17 protein-coding genes and 1 tRNA gene are annotated in these 19459 nt (G+C 33.3%); 3 read left to right on the top strand and 15 right to left on the bottom strand.

Features of this window, described 5'->3' with window-relative positions; genetic code table 11:
- Positions 1–102: 102 nt before the first annotated feature.
- The 9 genes from HHX25_RS07705 to HHX25_RS07665 all read right to left on the bottom strand — a co-directional run bounded on the left by HHX25_RS07705 (position 103) and on the right by HHX25_RS07665 (position 10793).
- Entirely contained in the window at positions 103–462 is a 360-nt protein-coding gene (locus HHX25_RS07705) for a YraN family protein (RefSeq protein ID WP_169671853.1), read from the bottom strand.
- A 267-nt stretch (positions 463–729) separates the two neighbouring features.
- Complete coding sequence (locus HHX25_RS07700; protein WP_169671852.1) at positions 730–1866, bottom strand: TlpA disulfide reductase family protein; 1137 nt, start codon at positions 1864–1866, stop codon at positions 730–732.
- Positions 1867–1888: 22 nt separating this feature from the next.
- Positions 1889–3601 (bottom strand): M56 family metallopeptidase, encoded by a 1713-nt coding sequence (locus HHX25_RS07695; protein WP_169671850.1) that lies wholly within the window; start codon positions 3599–3601, stop codon positions 1889–1891.
- Positions 3594–3959: a BlaI/MecI/CopY family transcriptional regulator gene (locus tag HHX25_RS07690; RefSeq protein WP_169671848.1), complete on the bottom strand. Its 366-nt coding sequence runs from the start codon at positions 3957–3959 to the stop codon at positions 3594–3596. The genes HHX25_RS07695 and HHX25_RS07690 overlap by 8 nt, the downstream gene beginning before the upstream one ends.
- Positions 3960–4066: 107 nt before the next feature.
- A complete protein-coding gene (locus tag HHX25_RS07685) occupies positions 4067–5227 on the bottom strand; it encodes a metal ABC transporter permease (RefSeq protein ID WP_169671846.1) in 1161 nt (386 codons plus the stop codon).
- The gene (locus tag HHX25_RS07680) at positions 5220–6347 is read right to left on the bottom strand and encodes a metal ABC transporter permease (RefSeq protein WP_169671844.1); all 1128 of its coding nucleotides are present in this window, start codon (positions 6345–6347) and stop codon (positions 5220–5222) included. The genes HHX25_RS07685 and HHX25_RS07680 overlap by 8 nt, the downstream gene beginning before the upstream one ends.
- Positions 6348–6751: 404 nt before the next feature.
- Positions 6752–7489 carry a metal ABC transporter ATP-binding protein gene (locus tag HHX25_RS07675; protein ID WP_169671842.1) on the bottom strand — a complete coding sequence of 246 codons (738 nt, stop codon included), beginning with the start codon at positions 7487–7489 and terminating at the stop codon, positions 6752–6754.
- Between the two features lie 109 nt (positions 7490–7598).
- Entirely contained in the window at positions 7599–8507 is a 909-nt protein-coding gene (locus HHX25_RS07670) for a metal ABC transporter solute-binding protein, Zn/Mn family (RefSeq protein WP_169671840.1), read from the bottom strand.
- Between the two features lie 39 nt (positions 8508–8546).
- Positions 8547–10793 carry a TonB-dependent receptor gene (locus tag HHX25_RS07665; RefSeq protein ID WP_169671838.1) on the bottom strand — a complete coding sequence of 749 codons (2247 nt, stop codon included), beginning with the start codon at positions 10791–10793 and terminating at the stop codon, positions 8547–8549.
- Positions 10794–10893: 100 nt separating this feature from the next.
- Between HHX25_RS07665 and HHX25_RS07660 the strand changes: the two genes are divergently transcribed.
- Positions 10894–11550, top strand: coding sequence for a metal-dependent transcriptional regulator (locus HHX25_RS07660; protein WP_169671836.1), 657 nt, complete (start codon positions 10894–10896; stop codon positions 11548–11550).
- 62 nt (positions 11551–11612) lie between these two features.
- On the opposite strand, the gene HHX25_RS07655 is transcribed toward HHX25_RS07660, so the two are convergent.
- From HHX25_RS07655 to HHX25_RS07635, 5 genes are all read right to left on the bottom strand, one after another.
- On the bottom strand, positions 11613–12500 hold the full coding sequence (locus HHX25_RS07655) for a 3-keto-disaccharide hydrolase (RefSeq protein ID WP_169671835.1): 888 nt from the start codon (positions 12498–12500) through the stop codon (positions 11613–11615).
- Positions 12501–12635: 135 nt separating this feature from the next.
- Positions 12636–12776 carry a FeoB-associated Cys-rich membrane protein gene (locus HHX25_RS07650; RefSeq protein WP_169671833.1) on the bottom strand — a complete coding sequence of 47 codons (141 nt, stop codon included), beginning with the start codon at positions 12774–12776 and terminating at the stop codon, positions 12636–12638.
- Between the two features lie 28 nt (positions 12777–12804).
- The gene (gene feoB / locus HHX25_RS07645; RefSeq protein WP_169671831.1) at positions 12805–14904 is read right to left on the bottom strand and encodes a ferrous iron transport protein B; all 2100 of its coding nucleotides are present in this window, start codon (positions 14902–14904) and stop codon (positions 12805–12807) included.
- Positions 14897–15133: a FeoA family protein gene (locus HHX25_RS07640; protein WP_169671829.1), complete on the bottom strand. Its 237-nt coding sequence runs from the start codon at positions 15131–15133 to the stop codon at positions 14897–14899. The genes feoB and HHX25_RS07640 overlap by 8 nt, the downstream gene beginning before the upstream one ends.
- 72 nt (positions 15134–15205) lie before the next feature.
- Complete coding sequence (locus HHX25_RS07635) at positions 15206–15880, bottom strand: SCO family protein (RefSeq protein WP_169671827.1); 675 nt, start codon at positions 15878–15880, stop codon at positions 15206–15208.
- 253 nt (positions 15881–16133) lie between these two features.
- Between HHX25_RS07635 and rseP the strand changes: the two genes are divergently transcribed.
- Both rseP and HHX25_RS07625 read left to right on the top strand, forming a co-directional pair.
- Entirely contained in the window at positions 16134–17480 is a 1347-nt protein-coding gene (gene rseP / locus HHX25_RS07630) for an RIP metalloprotease RseP (RefSeq protein ID WP_169671825.1), read from the top strand.
- Between the two features lie 73 nt (positions 17481–17553).
- Positions 17554–17627, top strand: a tRNA-Asn gene (locus tag HHX25_RS07625).
- 1024 nt (positions 17628–18651) lie between these two features.
- On the opposite strand, the gene HHX25_RS07620 is transcribed toward HHX25_RS07625, so the two are convergent.
- A complete protein-coding gene (locus HHX25_RS07620; protein ID WP_169671823.1) occupies positions 18652–19209 on the bottom strand; it encodes a VOC family protein in 558 nt (185 codons plus the stop codon).
- Positions 19210–19459 lie beyond the last annotated feature (250 nt).

Genomic DNA, 19459 nt, shown 5'->3' with positions numbered 1-19459 from the left:
ATATTACATTCCTGTTCATTACGTATAACTTGTCATTCCTGCGAAGACAGGAATCTATTTTTCGACTCAATATATCCAGAATATTCCTGAAAGGCAAATACCTTAAAAATGATAAAAAGCATCTTCTAGATGTTCAATATTAAAGCCCTTCCCTTGTTTTACAATAGCGATGATATCAAAACGGACTTCAACATCTAAGTCGTTAGTATTAACATATTCATCTACCGCTTTTACCAAACGCTGAATTTGTTTAGGTTTTACAAAATCTTGAGGGTTCCCAAAATCGGTTGTTGAGCGTGTTTTAACTTCAATAATGGCCAAGGTGTCTTTTTGTCTGGCAATAATATCAACTTCGGCTTTATCAAAACGATAATTGCGTTCCATGATATCGTAACCATTTTTCAAAAGAAAATTGACCGCTAATTGTTCGCCTTTTTTTCCTAGTTCGTTGTGTTTTGCCATAACGCTAAGGTAAAATATATTTTGTCATTCAGAAGGAGGAACGACTAAAGAATCTCATTGTAAATAGTACTCATTTAATAAAAAAGTGCAAGAAGTGTTAAAATTATTGATTAAGCCCTTTCTTTTTTCTGCAATTTCCTTTTTCTTTTTTATGGAAGATAAAGATATGGGATTCTTCACTTCATTCTGAATGACACGATCCTATAAACATAAAGACGTTATCTTTCATATGTTCAATTAATAGATTTATATAGATGAAACATCAACTTATTCAATACTGCTCTCTGTACTAAAAAAAGATTCTAATTCTTTTTCAAAAGGAAGTTTTTCAGGATTATAGCCATAAAATTCTGAAACAATTTTTCCTTCCTGATTTATTAAAAAACTGTTAGGAATTCCTTTAATGCCATAGGTCATAGGTGTTTTTGCATTATTCCCTTTTAAGTCAGATATATTTACCCAAGTTATATTATCTTTTTTTGATGCCGATTCCCAATTTTTACGGTTTTTATCTAAAGAAAAGCTCACTATTTCTAGCCCTTGAGAGTGATACTTTTTATATAATTCGGCATACTGTTTGCTTTGCTTTCTACAAGGACCGCAACCAGCTGCCCAAAAATCTAAAATGGTATATTTATTTTGTTTTACAATAGAAGCAAGTGTTTTGCTTTGGTTTTGTAAATCGCTGCCCACTATGTCTTTAATATAATCACCTTGTTCCAGTATTTTATTAATAGATAAATATGTTCCTATAGACTTGCCGTCGTCACTCTGTTTTAGTGTTTCATCTAAGGAATTGTAAATATTGCTCAATTCTTCTTTAGAAAAGGTGTCCTTTAAGAATGTTAGACTTTTTAGCGCAACTCGGTTATTTGGTTGTGTTCTAATAAAATTTAAATCAATTTTATCAGTTATACTGTCTATATCTCTTAGCTGCTTTAAAAGAGTTTCACTTCGCTTTCCAGAACCAAGTATATTAACTAAACTGTCTCTTTTCTCATAGAAGGCTCTTTTTTTAGTTGTTTGTTCATAAAGTATGTCATTAAGTTTAGAACCATTGATTTTAGCATATCTAAAATTATCAAGATCTCCTTCTAAATTCAGTTTTGTGTTTTCTAACCAGAAAAAAATGTACTTAAAATAGTTTTTGTTTTTTGGATCAAGCTTTGTTGATAGCATAAATTCTTCGGGTTGTTCAATAGTGCCACTTAAATTAAATTCACCATTAATAACGTATACACTATCTATTGCTTTATTGAGTTTTATACTGTATAGCAGTAACACTGTACTGTCTTTAATGTTTGTTACTTTACCTTCAACAGTATACCCTTGATTGTTTTCATTTTTTACTTTGGGTTTACATGCGAATATGAAGCAAATAAATAATATTAAAATATGTTTCATTTTTTGATTGTTTTTGTGTTAACTATTTAAGATAAAAAGCATGGCATTCATATAAAAACCCTGCACTAAATCTGTTTAAATAAATTAAATATTTTTCTGTACTTTTTTTAGAAAGCTTTCTTCCATTAAGAAGTAATACATCTTCTTTCTGAAGCTGAAATACAACTTGTGCTAGTTCAAAATCAGCGTTCACTAAACCATCTTTTTGAAGTTCTTGTATCATCTTTTCAACAAATATTATTGTTTCTGCTTTCTTTTCTAATGGATAATCATGATAATATTCAAATGCTTCCGAAGGGTATTTTTTTAGATACTTCTCTTTTAATTCTGTATTTACTTTTTTGTCGTTAAAATACATGTCGCCAAAAGGCGTTATGTGAAACTTTCGTATCAATTTATTTATATTATAGTCCTTGTCTTTTAATCCATGATCTTTATAGAGTTCTTCTATAAAAGGTTTTGAGTCAAATATTTCTTTTGGTTTCTTAGCCCCTTTATGTTCCTTTTTAAGTAGTTTATCTATGAAAAGTATTTCTATAAAATCACCTTTGTCAATTTCTTTGTACTCGAAATTTGCGTCTAGCTCTTCATTTTTTAACACTCCATCTTTATAAAAGTCTTGCTCACCATTTTTATGAATATGCCATGACCGATGTTCGTCGGGGTGGAATATAATCGTGCCTGTTTTTTCTTTGAAAGTAAGCTTGGGGTAGACATTGGTGTCTTTTGTTATAATGGTAGTATTAGAAAGGTTGCTCTTTATTGAAACGCCAAAGCCAAGAGTTGTAAGCATAATACATAAAGCGGCCCCTCCCATAAGAAGTTGAGATAGACTTTTGTTCTTTCTTTGATTTAATGGAATAGGCGTTAAACGTTTTATTCTTGAAAAAACATTTTTTTGACCAAAATTTAGAGCTAATTTATAGTGAAGTTCATATGAGTTTTTAAGTGCTCTGGCATAAAGTATTTTTGAATAACCATGGTCAATTACAATAGCATCGCACGAGGTTTCACGCTCTTTCCTGATTATTGAAGACATAAATAAGACAAAAGGATTGAAGAAGAATATGATTTCTAGTAAAAGCTGGGCTATATTAACAACATAATCGTTTCTCTTAATATGCACTAATTCATGAATTAATATTATTTCCAATGACTCTATAGAAAACCCCGTTAATGCTTGTGCAGGAAAAAATATAATTGGTTTAAAAATTCCTGTTGTAAATGCATAACTCGTATTGCTGGTTTCCTTTAGTCTTATTTCTTTGTTAATCCCTAGTTGTTTAGCCAGTTTGCCTTTTATTTGGTTAAGTGAACTATGGGTTAATGTAGTTTCTTGTATTCTTGAAAAGTTACCAAATTGTATTAAAAATTTAGTTATAAAAATCGACAGTCCTAAAAACCAAAACCAAAATATATTGAGACTATTATTGACAACGAATAATTGAATGTGCTCTATAAGGTTGAATTCAAAAGATGTTTTTGATATGTAATCAGAAAACATTAATATTTTTGGTTTTAACCATAAATTATAAATAGATTTTTGAGCTATGGCTAAAATTATTAAGATAATAAAAAAGCCAAAGAAAACGATTAATGACACCGTATAGCGAAGTGTGGCATGCTTTATACTAATTACCCGTAATAATATAAATAGAAGCAACCAAGAAAACCCAGCTAGCCAAAGGGAATCTATAAATAAATTTAGGACTATGGCGTACAATAAATCAGACATCCTTTTCCATCTTTTTAATCATGTCTTTTATTTGTTGTAGCTCTTCTGCATTAGGTTTTGAGTTACCTAAAAAACTTTGAGCAAAACCTATAGTTGATCCGCCAAAAAGACTTTTTAAAATATTTTTCATGCTATAATTTTGAGCATCTTCTTTTTCCAGTTTAGGAATATAGATATGTTTTTTTCCTTCTTTTCTTCTGTCTAAAAGTTTCTTGTCAAACATAATTTGCATTAATTTTAAAGTGGTTGTATAACCGCTTTTCGAATTAAGCCTATCGTGAATTTGTTGAACAGAGCCCTCTTTTAATTGCCATAAAATAGTTAAAATTTCCAGTTCTTTATCTGTGTATGGTTTCATATACGAATTGTTTCGTATCAAACATACGAAAAATTTCGTAATAAAAAATATTTTATTTAGAATAAATATTTTTGTAAAAGGAAGAGGAGAAGGTTTTTGGTGTGAAATTAGCCTCTAAACAAAAAGAAATCGTCTTTCATATGTTCAATCTTAGAATCTTCATTGGTGATGATATAATCGATAGCTTGAGAGGTGAAATCTTTTCCTTTTTTTGTTAAGGACACAATATTATTTTCAATAACGATCATATTGTTTTTAAGTGCTAATTCTAATACAGTTTTGCTGCGTACTTTTTGCCAATTAATATGTTCGTTAAGATGATTTACATGGCGTTCTTCTTCTTCGTTATGATTTCTTAAATGCAGCAAAAAGGTAAGTAGTGATACTTCTGTACGTTGCTGTTTCTCTCTATATAAAACGGCTATAATCCCTTTGTTGGGAGCAAATAAATAAACCATTAAAAAGATAAGGCCTAACATGGTTGTAATGGATCCAGCAATTGAAGCATCTAATCCATGTGCTAACCAATAGCCAGAAATGGCACTAAATACACCAAAGCAAATAGCATAAACCAGCATACGTTTTAAGTTGGTGGTAAGTAAATAGGCCGTAGCAGCAGGAGCAATCATTAAAGCAACTACTAAAATGGCACCAACAGCATCAAAAGCGCCTACAGTGGTTACCGAAGAAACCGTCATAAGTCCATAATGAATAACAGCAGGAGAAAACCCTAGTGATGCCGCTAAACCAGCATCAAATGTGCTTATTTTGAGTTCCTTAAAAAATGCAAATAATAACCCGATGGTAATCAATAAAATACTACCTATAACCCATAATGATTTTGGACCTACATCCATTCCAGCAATTAATAATCGATCAAAAGGTGCAAAAGCTAATTCTCCCAATAAAACAGCATCTACATCTAAATGAACATCATTGGCATTTTTAGCAATTAAAATAACACCAATACTAAACAATATAGGAAACACTAATCCGATAGCGGTGTCTTCTTTTACCAAGCCCGTTTTTTGAATATATTCTACTAGAACAACCGTAATAATTCCCGTTATGGCTGCCAGTAATATAAGTAACGGTGAGTTTAAATCTTGTGTAATAAAAAAACCTATAACAATACCTGGTAAAATAGAGTGACTTATAGCATCGCTTATCATTGCCATTTTTCTCAGTACAAGAAAAGTCCCTGGAATGGCACAAGCAATGGCAACCAAACTGGCGATAAGCTGTATTTCTATTTGGGCATTACTCATTATTTTCAGTTTGTTGGTTGTATAAGTTAGAAGCCGTATTAAAACCCTCTTCGGTTAAACTCCACATACTCCCATGAAGTTTTACATAATTTTTCCGAACTAATTTTTGAAGTGTTCCTTTTGTATATCCCTGAAAATTATTCAGAATTTTAATAGCATGGGGATGCGAAATATTTTCATGTGTTTCAGCAATATGATACATAAAAGATAATGTTTTATGAAGCTGTAAATCACGACGATTTTTAATGAATCGTATTTGTTTAAACAGCAATCCCCGACTCGGTGAAAAGATAAAGGAAATAAATACAAATACCCCAGCAACAATAACAATAACTGGGCCTGTTGACAGGTTGTTTTGACTGGCACTTATGGCGGTTCCAAAAACACCTGAAAACGCTCCGAAAACAGCTGCTAGAAATACCATAACTCCTAAACTGTTGGTCCATTGGCGAGCAGCAGCGGCAGGTGCCAATAGCATAGCGCTCATAAGTACAACACCAACTGTTTGTAAACCTAATACAATGGCAAGTACAATAAATGAGGTGATTAAAATATCTATGAATTTGGTATTAAACCCTAATGTTTTTGTATAGTCGGCATCAAAAAGAAGGATTTTAAATTCTTTCCAGAATAGTAACAATACGACAAGACAAATACTAGTTATAAGAGCCATAAGCCAAACATCACTTTCTACTAAAGTAGCAGCTTGTCCGAATAAATATTTATCTAAACCAGCTTGATTGGCGTTAGGCTGTTTTTGAATAAAGGTTAAGAGAAGCATCCCAAAACCAAAAAAAAGTGAGAGTATAAGACCTAAGGCAGTATCTGATTTTAAATGTGTTTTACTAATGATACCTCGAATCCAAAAAGTACCGATAAGACCGCTTACCAGGGCGCCTAACAATAATACGTTGCTGTCTTTTGCTCCTGTAATTAAAAAAGCGATAGCAATGCCAGGCAAAGCAGCATGTGAGATAGCATCCCCCAAAAGACTTTGTTTTCGTAATACAGCAAAGCTACCTAACATACCTGTAACTGAACCTAGAACAGCGGTGCCCAAGGTAATGGTCCTTAAGGTATAGTCTGTAAAGACAAGTTTTATGTATTCCGTTATATCCATTGTGTCATTCCTACCTTTTATGATGGCCCATCTTAAGCTTAGTCTTAATCGTGGTAAAAACCTTTTTCCGTTTCACATTATTGTTGTTCATTTTGTTTTGATACAAAACAAACCAAAAAATCATGTCAAAATTAGGAAGTTGCTAAAGTGCTATTCGCTTTCTCAATACGCCATCTGGCCCATTCGCTAAAAATGTATTCAATACATTTTCTTCACGCTTCTGTCCTGTGCTTGAAACTTCTTTTGCATCTTCATTCCTTCATTTCATTATTTCTGAATTTTGACTTTTCCGACTATATCGGAATTTCAAGTTTTATTTATCTCTTTCGTTTCTACTTCTAATTATTCAACTTTGTTAACAGCTATTGAACACTGTTTACTGATACAGAAAACGGCATGCTTTTCTATTCCTGTATACTCACTTTATAGTTAATGCCGTAGGTCTTTGTTAAATTATCATCATTAAAGATGTCTTTTACAGGACCTGTGGCAATTTTCTTGACGTTTAAAAAGGTTACCCAATCAAAATATTCGGGAACTGTTTGCAAGTCGTGATGCACAACAATAACCGTTTTATTGGCCTTTCTTAGTTCTTTTAAAATATTGATGATAGCAATTTCGGTAGTAGCATCAACGCCTTGAAATGGTTCGTCCATAAAATAGATAGAGGCATCTTGTACCAATGCTCTTGCTAGAAAGATACGCTGCTGCTGCCCTCCAGAAAGCTGACTTATTTGCCTGTTTTTAAAAGGAAGCATGCCTACTTTTTCCAAAGCTTCAAGCGCCATCTTTTTTTCCTTTTGTCCAGGACGTTTTATCCAACCTAGGCTGCCGTATGTACCCATCATAACAACGTCTAGTGCCGTTGTTGGAAAATCCCAATCGACACTTCCTTTTTGTGGTACGTAGGCAACTAATTCACGTTGTTTTTCATAGGGTTTTCCATAAATACTCACACTCCCCGCAATGGGGTTTAGAATACCAAGAATTGATTTTATAAGCGTTGATTTTCCAGCACCGTTTGGTCCAACAATAGCCATAAGAACACCTTCCGGTATTTCTAAATCGATATCCCAAAGCACAGGTTTGTAGTTGTATGCTACAGTTAGATCGTCTACTTGTACGGCTATGTTTTGTTTCATCTTTTTATTTCCGTTTTAGGCTTTTTCTAAACTTTCCTAAAATAGGAAAGAAGATATCAGCATTTCACGCTTGAGTAAATATTGTAAACTGTAACTGAATACTGTTAACTTATTTAAGTGCATTCACAATCGTGTTTACATTATGTTCAAACATACCAATGTAGGTGCCTTCTATAGTTCCTGCATTACCTAGTGCATCCGAATATAAAGAGCCTCCAATAGTAACATCATGCCCTTTAGAATTTACGGCTGCTTGTAATGCTTCGATAGTACGTTTGGGGACAGAGCTTTCTACAAAAATAGCTTTTACATTTTTTTCTATAATAAAAGCCGATAATTTTTGAACATCTTGCACACCTGCTTCTGTAGCAGTCGATAAACCTTGTAAGCCTACAACCTCGAACCCAAAAGACCTACCAAAGTAATTAAAAGCATCGTGTGCTGTTACTAAAATACGTTTTTCTTTCGGTAAACTTTCTTCTATAATGCTATGTATTGCGGCTTTTAGAGCTCCTAGTTTTTTTATATAATTTGCATGATTTGATTCGAAAATAGCTTTCTTGTCTGGAATGGCTTCAATAAGTATTTCTGTTACATATTCGGTAACTTTTATCCAATAATCAACATTAAACCAAATATGGGGATCGTAATTCGATGCAAAATATTCCGAACCAATAAGTGTATTTTTATCCAAGGCATTAGAAATAGCAATCGTTTTTTTGTTTTTCATTTTTTCGAAAACTTCAACAAGCTTGCCTTCAAGGTGAAGCCCGTTGTAAAAAATAATATCTGCATTGGCCAGTTTAGTAACATCGCCTTCACTGGCTTTATATAAATGGGGGTCAACACCACTTCCCATCAATCCTTCTAGGTTAATGTACTCACCACCAATGTTCTTTACTAAATCGGTAATCATGGTGGTTGTGGTCACCACATTTAATTTTTCATTTGTTTTCTTTTCGTTTTTGCAACTAAAAAAGATTAAACTAATGATCGCTATATAGAGATATCTATGCATGTGTTAAATTTTGTTGTAATGTACTAAAAAAGCTTATAATTATTTAAATGAATAGCGTAATCCAAAAAATAAACGGATACCTTGATTTGGTGCATAAACATAGGATGGGTCAAATGTTAGACCATAAGGATTATCTGCTGTTACAAGCGCGTTGCCATCATTATCGAAAGCAACATCTTTATCAAACGGATCGTTTGCCCTGGCTATAATAAAAGGATTTCCTTTGTTTGGTGTCCAATCCAATAGGTTTTTAACACCTCCATAGATTTCAAAATTTAATAAACCATCATAAGTTAATTGGATGTTCTGAATACTCCAGGTTGGTGAATTTTCACTTCTGGGGTCTAATTCGCCTAATAGTGGTAATCGCATAGGTCCATAAATATTACCTGTGTAATCTAGTGTTAGATTGGTTTTATAATTTTTATATGAGAGCCCCCAGGTACCTGTGAACCGTTCTGTTAAAATTTGACGTTGTTTCACACCATTTTCGGTTTGAGATACATCTTGAAGCGTTGCACCTACTAAAACTTTGATACCACTAGCAATTATAGCATCTAAATTTAAACTTACGCCTTTTGTAACAGCTTTACCATCTAGGTTATCGTATATAATCTGATTAGGGTTTGTGTCATAATCAGGTAAAATTAAATTGGTAAAGTATGTATACCATGCAGAGGCATCTAAGCCAATTATGGCACCAGATTTTGTGTAAAATTTCTTCAAGTAATTAGCATTGATATTATATGAGCGTTCTGGTTTTAAAGCTTCAGAGATTATAACATCTCTGGCACCAGTGAGTGCTGCATGTTCTTCAGTAAAAATATTAACAACTCTAAACCCTGTTCCTGCATTTATACGAAAAATATCGTCGCTGGTAGGTTTAAATTTATAAGCAATTCTTGGAGTAAAGATATTACCATGTCTTTTATCATAATCATAACGAGCTCCCAGTAGTAAGGTGTGTTTGTCGTTAAGTTCAATTTCATCTTGAGCAAATAGAGATGGGATAACAACTTCATCTGCGTCTACTGTTGCTGGTGTACTATCATCGTAAAAATTGTATCTGGCTGCGGCTCCAAATAGTAAATCATGATTTTTAAGAGGCTTGTCCCATGTAAATTGTCCAAATCCAATACGTTGTTGTGCTAAGTAAGGCACATTTCCATATACTGAATTTTGATCGTGATCTGTATAGGAAAATTGAAATAACACCTTTTCTTCAACAGGTAATTGGTATTTGCCTAAAAGTTCAAAACGAGAGGTGTAAATACTTTCACCATAAACATCATCTCCCCCTCTAAAGGATGGATTCCATTGCATTTCTCCGCCCCACCTGTCTTCATAAAAATAACGTCCAGCTAAAGAAAACTGTCTATTTTGTTTGCGTTTAAAATCCCATTTCTGAAAAACCGAAATTCTATTTTGAAGAGTTAAATCGGTAAAGTTATCTCCATTATTATCTATCGGGTTGTTATAGTTGAAATAATTAGTACCAAAAAGTAAATTGGCTTTATTGCCTACTTTGGTTTTGAACCCCAAGTCGAGATTTACTTCTCCCCAACCTGTTATATAGCTATCTGCAAAAAAACGAGGTGCATTTTCTGGAAGTTTTGTAATAATATTAATTAAACCTCCTACAGCTTCACTTCCATAAAGAGAAGACGCTGGGCCTTTTACAATTTCGATTTGTTCTATTAAGGAATTAGGAATCCCAGAGAGACCATATACAGTAGATAATCCACTTACAATAGGCATACCATCTATAAGAACAAGGGTATAAGGCCCTTCCAGACCATTAATATGTATGTCGCCTGTGTTACAGACATTACAATTGATTTGTGGACGGACACCGTTTACATTCTGTAAGGCTTCAAAAATATTGGGTGTTGGGTTTTTCTTTAAAAAGGCGGGTGAGTAAACTTCAACAGGCACAGGGCTTTCTAAACGGGATACTGCTTTTAAAGTTCCTGTGACCACAACTTCATCAAGTAATTCTGATTCTGATAAGTTGAAGTCCACAATTACATCATTTGAAGATACATTAATTGTTTTCTTCTGAGTTTGATATCCAGTGAATGAAGCAATGACTGTATAAGTTCCAGCTTCTACATCTTTTATTTTAAATGAGCCAGCATCATTAGACACCGTTCCTTTTTTAGTGCCTTTTAAATAAATGTTTACATAAGGTAAAGCATTGCCCTCCGATATGGTTTTACCGATTATATTTTGTGCGTTTACTGTAAAAGATAATACACTTAGGAAGAGTATTATTAGATGTCTCATGTTATATTTTTTATGCAAATATAAAATAATTTTTAGACTAATCTAAAAATTATTTTAATGTTATTAATTGTTTTATATTTGTTTTGTCTAAAAAATAGTTATGGTAACCCTTACAGAAGAAAACTATATTAAAGCAATTTACCATTTAGGAAAATATGGTGCCAATAATGTGAGTACGAATGCTATTGCCAAAGAAATGGAAACAAAAGCATCGTCTGTGACCGATATGGTTAAGAAACTTTCTGAAAAGAGCTATGTTGATTACAAAAAATACCAAGGGGTTACTTTAACCAACAAGGGAAAAGAAGTTGCTGTAAACATTGTTAGAAAACATAGGCTTTGGGAAGTGTTTTTGGTTGAAAAATTAAATTTTTCCTGGGACGAGGTTCATGAAGTGGCAGAACATTTAGAACATATTAAGTCTAAAAAATTAATTAGCCAGTTAGATGCCTTTTTAGGATTTCCAACTCATGATCCGCATGGTGATCCTATTCCAGATAAAACGGGTAAAATCAAAAAAATTGATAAAATCCTGCTTTCAGAAGCTGAAATAGGAGATAACTGCATCTGTGTTGGGGTTCAGGATTCTTCATCAGATTTTTTAAAATATTTAGATAAGAATGATATTGCTTTAGGAACCGCATTGAAGGTCTGTCACCGTGAACCTTTTGATAATTCCATCACTATAAAAATAAAAACAAAGGAGCTAATCATATCTAATATGATTGCTAATAACTTGTTTGTAAAGCTTTCTTAATTTTTTATGGAACTCTCTCAACATTCGTGCTTCGCTCTGTCTAAATAACAAGTGTTTTTTTATTATTTAAATCGAACCTGTTTCTTTATAAACTTAGGAAACTTTTTAATACCTGTTAAGGTAAGCTCTTTGTAGTAACACTCTGCAGCTTCAGATTGAATTTGTATTTGCCCCTTGGTTAGAGGCTTTCCACTTTCAGGATTTATAGCATTTTCAACAACCATAACAATTTCATTGTTTACTAGGTGAACGGCGTCGTTACCAACCACATAAATTTCTAAATGATTCCACTCACCATGGGGAGCATCGGGTTCTTTATAAGCATTTATATATCCTATTTTGTCTAAATACGTATCAGAGTTTGGATTATACATGCCTCTCTTTTCTCCTTGTTTTCCTCGAATCTCAACTTGAGGTCCAGACACTTTAGGTGTTGTTGTATTACCAGAAATGGTAATAAAATCTCCCATATCGGTTTCTTGTACCTGATATTCCATACTGGTTTTCCAAGTCTTCCAAAAACGACCATGTTCGCCATAGCAATGATATAAAATCCCACTATCTCTTTTAGATTCTAACCTTGGAGCCCATTTCTTATCTCCCCATTTAAACATCACGCTTAAGTGATAATTTTCATAGGATGATTTTGTGGTTAAACCCCCATAAATCTCTCCCGTTATTTTTAATATAGGCGTTTCATTTTCTGCAATTATGGAGAATACATTCTTTATATCATTGTTAAGCCCTAAGGGTATTCCGTTATGTACATTGTCAGATTGATAGGTTCCTGCTGGCAAGCCTTCAACAGTTGCATGTGGCACCCCATTCCATTTTTCAAAATGGCTTAAGTTGGCATCAAACAACTTGATGGTCTTGCCCTTTTCCTGAGCCGATATGAAACCTGTAAATAATAACGATAAGGTTAAGGTGTATAAATATGTTTTTCTCATTTTAATAAATTAATGCAGGTCGTTTAAATTATAAAGTCCTAAAGTAATTATAAAAACTAGGATAGTTTCATGGAACTACTATTTTTTTCAGATAGGTACTTAAATTTTAAGTAAATAATAACCTATGTAACTATTTTAATGGCAACCACAACTATCATCGCCTCCGCAAGCTTTGGTTTTTTTCTTTTTAGGAGACCAGACATATGTTTTCACAATAAACGCAACAGCTAAAGCGAGAGCAGTATAAACCAGTATGTTTTGTATAATCGTATTCATAATTACTAAGGTCGTTAAAACTTTTGAATTATTTCAAAAATTGAAATGCAATTAATGCAACTATATAAGCAAAAGTAGTCATAATAACTAATTGTAATACAGGCCATTTCCAACTATTAGTTTCTTTTTTTACAATGGCTAAGGTGCTCATGCATTGCATAGCAAAAGCATAAAATAATAGCAACGAAATACCAGAAGCAAATGTAAATAAAGGTCCTCCTAAAATGGGGTTAACTTCACTAGCCATTCTATTTTTTATAGTTTCTTCTTCATCACTTCCTACACTATAAATAGTTGCTAATGTGCCAACAAATACTTCGCGGGCAGCAAAAGAGCTTACTATGGCAATGCCAATTTTCCAATCGTAACCCAGTGGTCTAATAACAGGTTCAATAGCGCGTCCCGTAATACCAATAAATGAATGCTCTAATTTATGTGAAGCTATCTTTTGTTGTAAGTCTTCTTTAGTAAGGTGTTGAGATGCATATTCCGATTTAACGATGTTTTCGGCGTTGTTAAATGCATCTCCTGGACCATAGGATGCTAAAAACCAAAGAACAATAGATATGGCAAGAATAATTTTACCAGCACCAAAAACAAAGGATTTTGTTTTTTCAATGACGGTTAAAGCTACGTTTTTAAACATAGGGAGCTTATAATTGGGCATTTCTACAACAAAAAATGTTTTGCTTCTTATTTTTAGAATTTTGTTTAGAATATACGCTGAAAACACTGCCGTTACAAAACCAATTAAGTAGAGTAGCATTAAAGTTAAAGCCTGATAACTTAAACCAAGAATACGTCCTTCAGGAATAACTAATGCGATAATAATTAAATAAACAGGAAGTCTTGCCGAGCATGTTGTGAACGGTGTTACTAAGATAGTAATTAAACGTTCTTTCCAACTTTCTATGTTTCTTGTGGCCATTATGGCTGGAATAGCACAAGCAGTACCAGAGATTAACGGAACAACGCTTTTACCACTTAAACCAAAACGTCTCATAACCCTATCCATTAAAAATACAACACGGCTCATGTAGCCACTTTCTTCAAGTACAGCTATAAACAAGAACAAGAAAGCAATTTGCGGAATAAAAATAACAATGCCTCCAAGACCAGGAATAATACCTTCTGCCAATAGGTTAGTGAAAGCACCATCTGGCAACATATTTTTAACCCATTCGCTTAATGACGCAAAAATACTATCAATAAAATCCATTGGGACGCTGGACCAGTCATAAATCGCTTGAAAAATAGTAAGTAGAATGAAAAAGAAAATAACATATCCCCAAACTTTATGAGTTAAAATACGATCAAACTTTGTTCGTAAATCTTTGGCTTGCGATATGTCGATGGTTTGCCCTTTTTTAAGGACGTTATTTATAAATTGATAGCGTTTAATAGTTTCCTTTTGCTGCAAACGTTTTAAATCACCTTTGCTTTTAGTTTTAAAATTAGCAACAGCATCAATTTCGTTTCTATCCGTTTTTCCAAAGTTAACGTCTTGCGTAATGACTAACCAAAGTTTATATAAAAGTTGATTGGGAAATGCTTTACGTAAACTGTCAAAATAATCTCGATCTATCTCGGATGCGTTTAAACAAGGTGTAATGGAGAGATCTTTATAGTTAGCAATGAGGTTTTTTAAATTGTCAATGCCTTGACCCTTTCTTGTACTTATTAAAGCTATTTTGGTTTGAAGATGTTCTTCTAAATAATCGATATCTAATGAAATCCCTTTGTAGCTCATCCTGTCTGCCATATTAATAACAAGAAGTGTTGGGATTTCTAAATCTTTAATTTGTGTAAAGAGTAAAAGGTTTCGTTTTAAATTTTCGACGTCACTTACAACAACTGCGATGTCTGGAAAATCTTTGTCCTTTTTGTTTAAAAGGAGTTCTATAACAACATTCTCATCAAGAGAAGAAGCGTTCAGACTATAGGTTCCTGGTAAATCAATAATATGTGCTTTAACACCTCGGGGTAGTTTACAAACACCTTCTTTCTTTTCTACAGTGATGCCTGGATAATTACCAACTTTTTGGTTTAATCCTGTTAATGCATTAAAAACAGATGTTTTTCCTGTATTGGGATTACCAATTAAAGCGACATTTATTTGCTTACTCATGCCCTATTTTTTCAATTAAAATATGGGAAGCCGTTTCCTTTCTAATAGCTAAGTGCGTTCCATTAATATTTAAATACATTGGGTCTTGAAAAGGAGCGAGTTGTACCAATTGTACAGAATTGCCTGGCAAACAACCCATTTCTAAAAGTTTTAATGGAATATGAATAGATGAAACATCGGTTATAATACCTTTCTCACCACGTTTAAGATGTGCTAAAGTGTCTTGCAAGCTTATTTAGATTGATTTTAAAGAAGCAAAAGTAGTATAAAAAAACAGTCTAAAAAAATGGATGGTAAAAAACTATTTTTGATATTCTTCTTTTAGGATTTTAATATCATCAAGTAAGCGATCTATATCTTTGGAATCTGTGCCATCATAAAAGCCTCTTATTTGCCGCTTTTTATCAATAAGCATGAAGTTTTCGGTATGTACCATATCAAAAGGGCCGCCATCTCCATGATCTTTAACTGCCAAATAACTTCTTCTGGCCAATTGGTATATTTGTTTTTTGTCACCAGTAACCAAGTTCCATTTATTGTCGTTAACGCCTTTTTTCTTTGCATAGCGTTTTAGTTGAGCAACCGTATCTATTTCGGGCGTTACCGAATGGGAAAGTAACATGATGTCATCGTCGTCAATAATTTCTTTTTGTATTTGCTCCATATGATCCGTCATAATCGGGCAAATGGTTCTACAGGTGGTGAAAAAAAAATCAGCTACATATATTTTATCTTTATAATCGTTTTGAGTAATGGTCTTTCCATTTTGGTTGATAAGGGAGAAATCGGCTATTTTATGATATTTTTTTTTATATTGAATGGTACTGTCCACCAATTCGGTACTTACCATGGTAGGCTGATAAATAGGAAGCGGTTGGTAAACATTTAAGGTATTATAGATTATTGAAACGATAATAATCGAAATGATGCCAAATACAATTGCAAATCCCTTATAATCCTTGAAAAATGATAACATTGAAGCTGGTAAAAATAACTTATACAAAAATACAATGAAACATTGGAGACTAAAAATTTAATCGAAAAGAAATGACTTTATTAATCTTAATCTGGCCTAGTAATAGATAATGAATAAAGACAGGTAAAGTTAAGGCCTTTGGATTTTTAAAATTAAATTCTTGTTAAAAAAGGCAAGCATCATCTTAATTGTCTTTTTAAAGTTGGTTTAAAAGTGTACTTTTGTTCGATTAAAAAAATCGGATTGAAGTTATATGGAGTTTGTTATTAAAATATCTCAATTTTTATTAAGTCTTTCGCTGCTTATCATTTTGCATGAATTAGGGCATTTTATCCCCGCAAAGGCTTTTAAAACAAGAGTAGAGAAGTTTTATTTATTTTTTGATGTGAAGTTTTCATTATTTAAAAAGAAAATAGGCGAAACAGTTTATGGTATAGGTTGGTTGCCATTGGGCGGTTATGTAAAGATTGCAGGAATGATAGATGAAAGTATGGATACCGAACAAATGGAAAAAGAACCACAACCTTGGGAATTTCGATCCAAACCTGCATGGCAGCGTTTAGTTATTATGTTAGGTGGTGTTACTGTGAATTTTTTGTTGGCCATTCTTATCTACATAGGAATGAGTTATTTTTATGGAGATAGATTTTTGCCAAATGAAAATATTAAAGATGGTCTTTTAATAGAAAGTACTGTAGCAAACAAAGCAGGCTTGCTTACAGGTGATAGAATTATTGCAGTAGATGGTGATAAAATTGAAAATTTTTCTGAAATTTCTGAAAAAGTATTGTTTGGTAAAGAGATCGTTATTGAAAGGAATGGACAGCAATCGACAATTCATATGCCTGAGGATTTTTTATCTCAATTAATTGACTCTAAGGAAAAAGGCTTTATCAATTTAAGAGAGCCCTTTGTTGTGGTTCAAGTACCAGACACATCTTATAATAAGAGTAGTGGTATTAAAAAAGGAGACATTATTTTAGGTTTGAACGATTATGAAACTAGGTATATCGATCAGGTGAAATCTGGATTAGAGAAGTTTAAAGGACAGGAAGTTGTTGCGAAAGTTTTAAGGGATAATGCTGAAGTTACGCTACCATTGAAAATAGATGAAGATGGAAAATTAGGATTGGCCTATGCTTCAGGGTCTACACCTGAAACTTTAGAGGCTTTAGGGTATTACCAATTTGAAACCAAGAAATATGGCTTTTTTGAATCCTTCCCTATAGGAATAAAGAAAACGGGAGATAAAATATCATCCTATATAACGCAATTTAAAGCTATTTTTACACCAAGTACTGGTGCTTATAAAGGTGTAGGAGGATTTAAGGCTATTTACGATATATTTCCAAGCTTTTGGAGCTGGCAAGTATTTTGGAGTATCACGGCCTTTTTATCTATTATGTTGGGCGTTTTAAATCTTTTGCCAATCCCAGCTTTAGATGGGGGGCATGTAATGTTTTTGCTATATGAAATGGTGTCTGGAAGGAAACCTGGAGACAAGTTTATGGAATATGCACAAATGGTTGGTTTCTTCATTTTAATCGCTTTAGTTTTGTTTGCAAACGGGAATGATATTTATAAAGCGATTTTTGGATAAAATTTTTAAAATTTTTATTTGCAGTAACTAAAAATATATATATATTTGCGCTCGCTAAGACAGAATAGCACACTCCTTCTTAGCTCAGTTGGTTAGAGCATCTGACTGTTAATCAGAGGGTCCTTGGTTCGAGCCCAAGAGAAGGAGCAAAAAACCCGATACTTCCGTATCGGGTTTTTTTATTTTTTGTCCCGTCTAGGAATAGCGTTACACTAAATCTAAGTATAATAAAAACAATGATGGAAAAGATCAAAAGGGGTCTTTTTGATATCAAAGCATTTATGAGGATGTGGTGTCCCCCTATAAAATCAAATAAAGGCTAAAGCTAAATACAAAAGCTAAACATGAATGGAGATTGTTCCTCCTTTTATATAAAGGGAGGATAATTTCGATGTATCGAAATTTAGGAGGATTGCTATATAAAAAGAGCCTGTTCCCGAATAGACCTTCCATTTTTTTTATGAATTACTTTTCTTTGTCCGTTCAAAGAAAAACAACAAATCTGCTTGCCAGCATAGCAGGCAGGAGAAAAGCCGTCCACCATAAGAATTTTTTTCCCGCTATGCTTGAGACAAATCAGTCACAAAACATCGCGTTACGCCTTCGCGAACCCTAGTTCTTGCTCCTGGTTTTCGATGTTTTGTGCTCTATTCTTACAAACAAGTCTGGGCTTGCCAAATGATCTATTCTAACGACTAGTTTTGAGAATTCGGATTTTATATAAAAGGCAGAATTGTAAAGTATCTCCAATTCTTACTATAGACGAGTATAGTATTCAACAAAATCTACTATTAGGAATTGGTTAAGATTACTATGATAGGCATAACTTTTATTAACAAACTGTGCCATTTCGATTATAAATCTAATAATCAGAAATAAAACAACGTAATTCCGCGTAACGATTATAACTATTGTCCATTAATGCGCTTTAGTTTATTTAAGTGTACTGAGTTCTTAAGAGATGTAAAAGGGGCACCTTGGGATTAATTTTATATATATTGATGAACCATATATTATTTCTTGCACATAGCAAGTTTATGCAATACTTTGATTGCATTTTTTGAATCTTAGTGGGTAGGTTAGATGGGGCAAGTTCTCTTCTGGCCATGGCTGGTCGGTTACGACGACCAGCAAATGACATCATCAGAAGGGAGGTGAGATCCGTTCTATATTATTCCCATGCGGAAAGACCGATAATCTCCCCATTGGGTCCTACAAAAAATGTGTATTTGTCGCGAACATAATGCTCGTTTTCCAACTCGTATCCCTCTTCTTTCAACTTATCGCCAATCGGGCCAATATCATTAACTTTAAGCATGAAATGATTGTGGTTGGTATTTCCTATAGGTCCTACTGTGTGCAGAAATTCTGGAGCGGTAACCGATAGGCCAATTGTCAAATCATCCGCTTTTAACTTCATAACTAGCATACCTTCAAGTCCTGGGCCATGAAGAACCTCAGCGTCAGATAATTTGAAACCAAGAATCTCACGGTAAAGTTTTAGGGTTTTCTCAAGCTTGAGCACATGTACAGTGATGTATTTCAAACCAGTGACTCTTGCCTCAGTTTTACTCTCTTTATCTGCAATTGACGAATCCGCCGTTTGAGCAGAACTATAACTCGTACTTGCGAGGATGAATATTGCGAGGAGGCAACATCTCCAAATAGGGTTTGCCCCAGTGTTGTTTTCTTTTTTACTCATACTAATTTTACTAATATCAATTTTCATAATTAAAAACTCGTTTTTGTAAAGCTATGGTAATTTATGATAAGTGTAAACCCAATATTCCTAGAAAAAAACTGAACACATGAAATATTGAAAATAATAAGCTTGAACGTTAGTTACTTACACCTGAATAAAAACTGGACAATTCATTTAAACTGGTTAAATCTAAACTAGGGAAGTGTATTATTTTGTAATATTATAACGCTTAAATTTTATAAGAAGCTCTTTACAATTGAGCTTTTTTACTTCATTA

Source organism: Flavivirga algicola (assembly GCF_012910715.1).
GTDB classification, from domain to species: Bacteria; Bacteroidota; Bacteroidia; order Flavobacteriales; family Flavobacteriaceae; genus Flavivirga; species Flavivirga algicola.
Note: the sequence above shows the minus strand (reverse complement) of the source record. Positions and strands in the feature narration are given on the sequence as shown.

Bases quoted from the DNA above. Each gene is read 5' to 3' on its own strand.
- HHX25_RS07705 (WP_169671853.1), bottom strand. From the start codon at position 462: ATGGCAAAACACAACGAACTAGGAAAAAAAGGCGAACAATTAGCGGTC.
- HHX25_RS07700 (WP_169671852.1), bottom strand. From the start codon at position 1,866: ATGAAACATATTTTAATATTATTTATTTGCTTCATATTCGCATGTAAA.
- HHX25_RS07695 (WP_169671850.1), bottom strand. From the start codon at position 3,601: ATGTCTGATTTATTGTACGCCATAGTCCTAAATTTATTTATAGATTCC.
- HHX25_RS07690 (WP_169671848.1), bottom strand. From the start codon at position 3,959: ATGAAACCATACACAGATAAAGAACTGGAAATTTTAACTATTTTATGG.
- HHX25_RS07685 (WP_169671846.1), bottom strand. From the start codon at position 5,227: ATGAGTAATGCCCAAATAGAAATACAGCTTATCGCCAGTTTGGTTGCC.
- HHX25_RS07680 (WP_169671844.1), bottom strand. From the start codon at position 6,347: ATGGATATAACGGAATACATAAAACTTGTCTTTACAGACTATACCTTA.
- HHX25_RS07675 (WP_169671842.1), bottom strand. From the start codon at position 7,489: ATGAAACAAAACATAGCCGTACAAGTAGACGATCTAACTGTAGCATAC.
- HHX25_RS07670 (WP_169671840.1), bottom strand. From the start codon at position 8,507: ATGCATAGATATCTCTATATAGCGATCATTAGTTTAATCTTTTTTAGT.
- HHX25_RS07665 (WP_169671838.1), bottom strand. From the start codon at position 10,793: ATGAGACATCTAATAATACTCTTCCTAAGTGTATTATCTTTTACAGTA.
- HHX25_RS07660 (WP_169671836.1), top strand. From the start codon at position 10,894: ATGGTAACCCTTACAGAAGAAAACTATATTAAAGCAATTTACCATTTA.
- HHX25_RS07655 (WP_169671835.1), bottom strand. From the start codon at position 12,500: ATGAGAAAAACATATTTATACACCTTAACCTTATCGTTATTATTTACA.
- HHX25_RS07650 (WP_169671833.1), bottom strand. From the start codon at position 12,776: ATGAATACGATTATACAAAACATACTGGTTTATACTGCTCTCGCTTTA.
- feoB (WP_169671831.1), bottom strand. From the start codon at position 14,904: ATGAGTAAGCAAATAAATGTCGCTTTAATTGGTAATCCCAATACAGGA.
- HHX25_RS07635 (WP_169671827.1), bottom strand. From the start codon at position 15,880: ATGTTATCATTTTTCAAGGATTATAAGGGATTTGCAATTGTATTTGGC.
- rseP (WP_169671825.1), top strand. From the start codon at position 16,134: ATGGAGTTTGTTATTAAAATATCTCAATTTTTATTAAGTCTTTCGCTG.
- HHX25_RS07620 (WP_169671823.1), bottom strand. From the start codon at position 19,209: ATGAAAATTGATATTAGTAAAATTAGTATGAGTAAAAAAGAAAACAAC.